A 5,414-nucleotide genomic window follows, 5' to 3' on the forward strand; every position below is an offset into this window, starting at 1 on the left:
TCCCCGGACAATCACTCAACCCCAACGGATCAACCCACCCCGTGGGGCTCAACACGTACCGATACCCGTTCAGTCCACCCGCCAATCCGACCGGGTCCGGCGTCAGATACCGTCCCACATCCGGCTGGTAATACCGATGCCGGTTGTAGTGCAAACCTGTTTCCGGGTCGAAGTACTGGCCCTGAAACCGCAGCGGCTGGTCGAGGATCTGGTGGGTGTCGCGGTTGAGGCGGGTGAGGCGGCCGTAGGCGGTGTATTGGGCGGACCAGACGATTTCGCCGCTGTAATCGGTGAGTTCTTGCGGTGTGCCGAGGTGGTCGAGTTGGAAGTAAAACGGGCAGGCGTTGCGCGGGCCTTTGCCGTCGAGCATGGCCAGCGGGCGAAAGCTGCCGGGCTCGTAGACGTAGCTGCGGTAGTGCTCGCGACTGCTTTCGGCGACGAGGTTGTCGCCCTGCCAAAAAAAATCGGTGGTGTTGCCATCGACGTTTTTGCTGATGCGGCGGCCGAAGGCATCGTAGCGGTAGGTCGCCTGGCTGCCGTTGGGCAGGGTGATGCCGATCAGGCGATGCTGGCAGTCGTAACGGTACTCAGTGACCAGTTTTTGTGCAGTGCCGCGGCGTTCGCGGATCAGGTTGCCGAAGGCGTCGTAATCGTAGTGGCGGTCGCCTTGCATCAGCAGGCGATTGCCTTTGACCATGGCCGGACCGGGTCGGTCCTGCATCAGCAGGTTGCCGGTCGGGTCGTGGGCGAAGTTTTCCGGTTGGTGATCTCGGGAGTGGCGGACGCGGATCAGGCGATCGAGCGAATCGTAGAGGTAGCTGCGCTGGCCGTGCCGCGTGTCGGTAATGTGGTCGAGGTTGCCGTTGGCGCTGTAGGCATAGTCGCGGCGATACAGCGGTTGCAGGTTTTGGCGGACAGCGTGGGCGTTCAGTCGACCTTGATTGTCATACTGATAATCGCTGAGCAGCAGGCCCTGTTGACGGTTCTGTTCGCGGCCGGCGAAAAAGGTGTGAGCGGTCAGTCGGGCGCCATTGAGGTCAATGGCCGTCAGCGCGCCACCCTTGGCATGGTGGTAATCGAGTTTGCTGTTGTCGGGCAGGCGCAAGTGGTTGAGCTGGCCACAGGCATCGTAGCCATATCGCAGCGTGCCCCAGCCTTGGTGTTCGGTGACTAGCCGACCCTGTTTGTCGTATTCGAACTCCAGCGGGTGATCGTGACCGTCATCGACGCTGACCAGCCGGCCAAGGCTGTCGTAGCGATATTCGACATTGACACCGTCGGGCAGCGTCTTGACCAGCAGCCGTCCCGTCGAATCACGTTGATAGCCCGTGACCCATTGCGAGCCGTCGTCGCCGAACTCGGTTTTTTTCAGCAGCTGTCCATTGAGATCGTAGGCATACGCGGTGCGTTGGCCATCGAATCCGGTTTCCTGTCGGATCAATCCATTGAGCGTGTAGTCCAGCAGATATTTACCGCCGGACTCATTCTCGATTTCGGTCAGCAACAACCGTGCGTTGTCGTACCGATAAAGCAGTTGTGTGCCATCGGGATTGATCCGGCGGCTGACCAGATGCAGATCATCGGCATATTCAAAGCGCGTGGTGCGCCCCAGTTCATCCCGTTCGGCGGTGACCTTGCCGTAGGCGTTGTAGCTGAAGGTGCGACTGGCACCTGTAGGAAGCGTCGTCTGAATCAGTCGTCCTACGGCATCCCATGAGTAGCGAGTGACGGCGCCGTGTTCGTCCTGGCGGGTAACCTGCCGGCCCAACGCATCGTAGGAAAAGCGCCGTTGACCGCCACCCGGCAAGGTCTCTTCGATCAGTTGACCCAAGGCATTCCGGACGAAGACATGCCGACTGTTGTCCGGAAAGCGGATCGACAGCAGCTGGCCTTTTTCGTCGTGGTGGTAGTGGGTGACATGCCCCTCGGGGTCGGTCGCCTCGATGACCTCACCCTGAGCATTGCGCTGATACTTCCACACGGCGTTGCCGCGATACCGCGCATGCAGGAAACCATTGCGGTATTCGTAGGACGTTGGCTCACCTTCGGGTGGAATCAGGGCAATCAGCCGTCCGACATCGTCATAGCGGTAGCGGGTAATTGCCCCGAGCGGATTCTTTTCGGCAATCAGCTGCCCCTGGTCGTCATAGACATTGAGGTGTTCCGCCCCGTCGGGTTCGACCCTCCGCACCAGGCGTGCCCGGTCGTCGTGCTGGTAAAACGCTTCGCTGCCATCAACGTTTTTAACCTGCACGCCGCCGTTGTCATCCCAGGCATAGCGCGTGTCCATCTGCGAAAACGACGCCCAATGTCGGACGCATCGCGCAGACTTGCCGGACCTTTCCCACTCCCAGAAGAAGCTCGCGCCACCAGCCAATTGCCGCTGCAGGATGACGTGCTGGTCGTCATAGTCGTAGCGTTCGCTTTCGCTGGCGGCGTTGGTCGCTTCGATCAAGCGATGACAGGCGTCGTAGCGGTAGGTCACCAATGTCTGTTCAGTGCGCCAGGTATCTTCCAGGGTGTCGGCGGGATGAAAGCGCTGATACTCGACGGCGGCGAGGTGTCGGCGGTCGTAGCGCAGTCGCAGCGAGCGTCCGACACCGTTGTCGAGGCGCATGATTCTGTCGGCGTTGTCCCGTTGCACTGTCAGACGGTTGCCATAGGCATCGCTGATGGCTGTCAGTCGACCTGTACGGAAGTGGTAGAAACGCCTCGCTTCGCCTGCCATTGCAAGAATCAGTTCTTCCGGCTCATCCCCCAGGAAAATCGCCGCCCGCGACAGGCTGTTATGAATGTTCGGACGTTCAACCTTGGGCAAAGGGAAGGTCGTACGACGGTTTTCGTGGTCGATCCAGCTAACCTGTTCACCGTCGATTTCCAGCCGATGTGCAAGGGCATGACTCCAGCCAAATCCGAGCCCGCAGTCGATTCCGACAGCACTGGTGCGATACACGCGGATGAACTCGAACGGCAACCGACCATCCAGCGAACCATCGATCAGGGTCAGCAGTTCTTCGCCGGTGACCATCGATACCGGGCAGCCGTTGGTTGTGGTTCTATCCGCTGAATCGACGTTGTTGCCGTTTGGGTTTTGCGCGGGAGCAGGGGCGTCGTCTCGGTGTTCCTGGCGGCTCAGGCGGGTCTTGGCTTCGGACTTGTAACGGGCAAGGGCGACCGGGTTGTTCACCTGTACGATTGGTGATTCACCGGTGGTGATGTGCAACGGAGTGGCCGGCGTGGGTTTGAGCGGCACATTCCGCGCGCTGACCATCAGCGGTTTGAGGGCGCCGGCGTGATGGGTCAGATCAGACCCGGTCGTAAGATCGGCCAGGCGCAAACTCGCGGCAGCCAGCCATTGTCGGGCTCGCTCGGACTTGACCTTGCCCAGCACCTTGGCGCTGATGCCGAGTTTCAGGCCTGTAGGACCTGTGAGGCGCACCAGCAGGAAAGCGATGAGTATTTCTGTACGAATTTCCGCGACCACTTCGGCGATGTACTGCGGCGGCAACATCCGCAGCCAACTGGTGAAAGCCGCGAGATGAATGAACATCAACGGCTCATCACTCAACACCAGCATCACATTGGCGATGGCTTCGGCCGGAGCGTTCAGCAGCGTCTCGAGCTCAACCTCGGTCAGGTATTCAAGAAGCTTTTCACTGTTGGCCTGCAGGTCCGCGATCAGGGCGTAGATCTGCTTCACGTCATCCCACAAACCGTGCAGCGACTTCTCGAATCCGCGCCAGTCGGCCCGTTGCAGCATGCCGTAGCGTTCAGGGAAACCGGCCTCGGAAAACCCCGCCCATAAAGGCTGGAATTCACTCGTCCACTCGTTGCGCAACCAGCCTTCAAGCTCATCGATCACGCTGTGATAGGAGGCGTGAAGCGCCTGGACATGAGCGGTGGAAACATTGGGAAAGAATGTGATGCGGTAACGATGACCGCGCCAACACTCAGGGATTTCGAGGATGCCGCTGGGGCCGATGGTGTGATGCACCGGTTCGCCAAAGGTTATCTCGCCGTTGCTCTTTTCAATGATCGGTTCGAGCATCACCGGCGTATCACCAATGGGCACAAAGCGAGCCGCGTCGAACATATGCACGAGGGTCAACGGACCGCTGGCCGGGCATGTGGCGATCGTCGAACTGACGGGGGAGGAGGAATCCCTCGGTGTGCTCAAACGAACGTCGTTGCCGACCTTGAACACTTGCTCGACCTCCAGCGCCCATCCTGTCCAGAAGCTTTCCGCCCAGGCCTCGTAGTCATTGAGGCACAGGTGAAAATCGCCGAGCAGAGCTTCAACGTCCGGGTGCTCGGGGTTCATGGCTGCCACCACCAACAGGCCGATGGCGTTGTTCAAGGCCAGGACCTTGTCAGGGTTGAACATTCGCAGTCCCTCGCGCGGATAAATTGGGGTCGCGAGACTTTGCGGGGGATCAACGAGGAAAGAAGTCGGGAAAGGAGGTGTTTGGTGTAGGGCGAATCGCTAAATCATGCTCAGCGATTCGGCGAAGGTTTTGTCACCGTCGGGAGATTGCCCGTTGCTCTCTGCCGGCCGCGCTCGCTATGCTGCTGAACCCTTTAATCAAATCCCGGAATCAGCTATGCCTGAGCCGACCGGGGTGTCATTAAAAACGGATCAGATGCGATGAATGCACCGCTGAAAGAGTTCGGCCCGATCAAAGCCGTGATTTTCGACATGGACGGCTTGCTGCTGGACACCGAGGGCATTTACACCGAAGTCACGTCGATGATTGCCGAGCGATATGGCCGGACCTTCGACTGGAGCGTCAAACAGAACATCATCGGCCGTGGTGCGGGTGATCTGGCGCGTTATGTGGTTGAAGCGCTGGACCTGCCGATTACCGCCGAGGAGTTCCTGGTGATCCGCGAGCCGCTGATGCGCGAGCGTTTTCCCACCGCGCTGGCGATGCCCGGTGCCGAGGAGCTGGTGCGGCACTTGAAGGCCAACAACATTCCGATCGCGGTGGGCACCAGTTCGTCGCGTCTGTCGTTTGGCCAGAAAACCACGTTGCACCGTGACTGGTTTGCGCTGTTCGACTTCGTCGTGACAGCCGATGACCCGGAAGTCGGTGCGGCCAAACCGGCGCCGGACATCTTCCTCACCGCAGCACGCCGCCTGGGCGTGGCGCCGGGGGATTGCCTGGTCTTCGAAGATTCGCCGTTCGGCGTGACTGCGGCGAAAGCGGCGGGGATGACGGCGATTGCGATTCCCGATGCTGCAATGGCCGACGAAAAATACGCACACGCCGATGGCATTCTTCGTACGTTGAAAGCGTTCAAGCCGAGTGCGTGCGGTTTGCCGGCGCTTGAGTGGTCTTAATGCACAGCACAGATGTAGGAGCGAGCGGTGCGGCGATCCGACTTGCCCGCGAAGGCGTTGTGTCAATCGACAC

General features: G+C 59.8%; 2 protein-coding genes. One reads left to right on the forward strand and one right to left on the reverse strand.

What is annotated here, in order from left to right; translation table 11 throughout:
- Positions 1–4,384 (reverse strand): RHS repeat-associated core domain-containing protein (locus tag KGB27_RS30785; RefSeq protein ID WP_223557353.1); only part of this gene is annotated, 4,384 nt, incomplete at its 3' end.
- 261 nt (positions 4,385–4,645) lie between these two features.
- On the opposite strand from KGB27_RS30785, the gene KGB27_RS30790 reads away from it, so the two are divergent.
- Entirely contained in the window at positions 4,646–5,341 is a 696-nt protein-coding gene (locus tag KGB27_RS30790) for an HAD-IA family hydrolase (protein WP_008042293.1), read from the forward strand.
- The last annotated feature ends 73 nt before the right edge of the window (positions 5,342–5,414 follow it).

The sequence above is a fragment of the Pseudomonas sp. BF-R-01 genome (genome assembly GCF_019946615.1).
Lineage (GTDB): Bacteria > Pseudomonadota > Gammaproteobacteria > Pseudomonadales > Pseudomonadaceae > Aquipseudomonas > Aquipseudomonas migulae.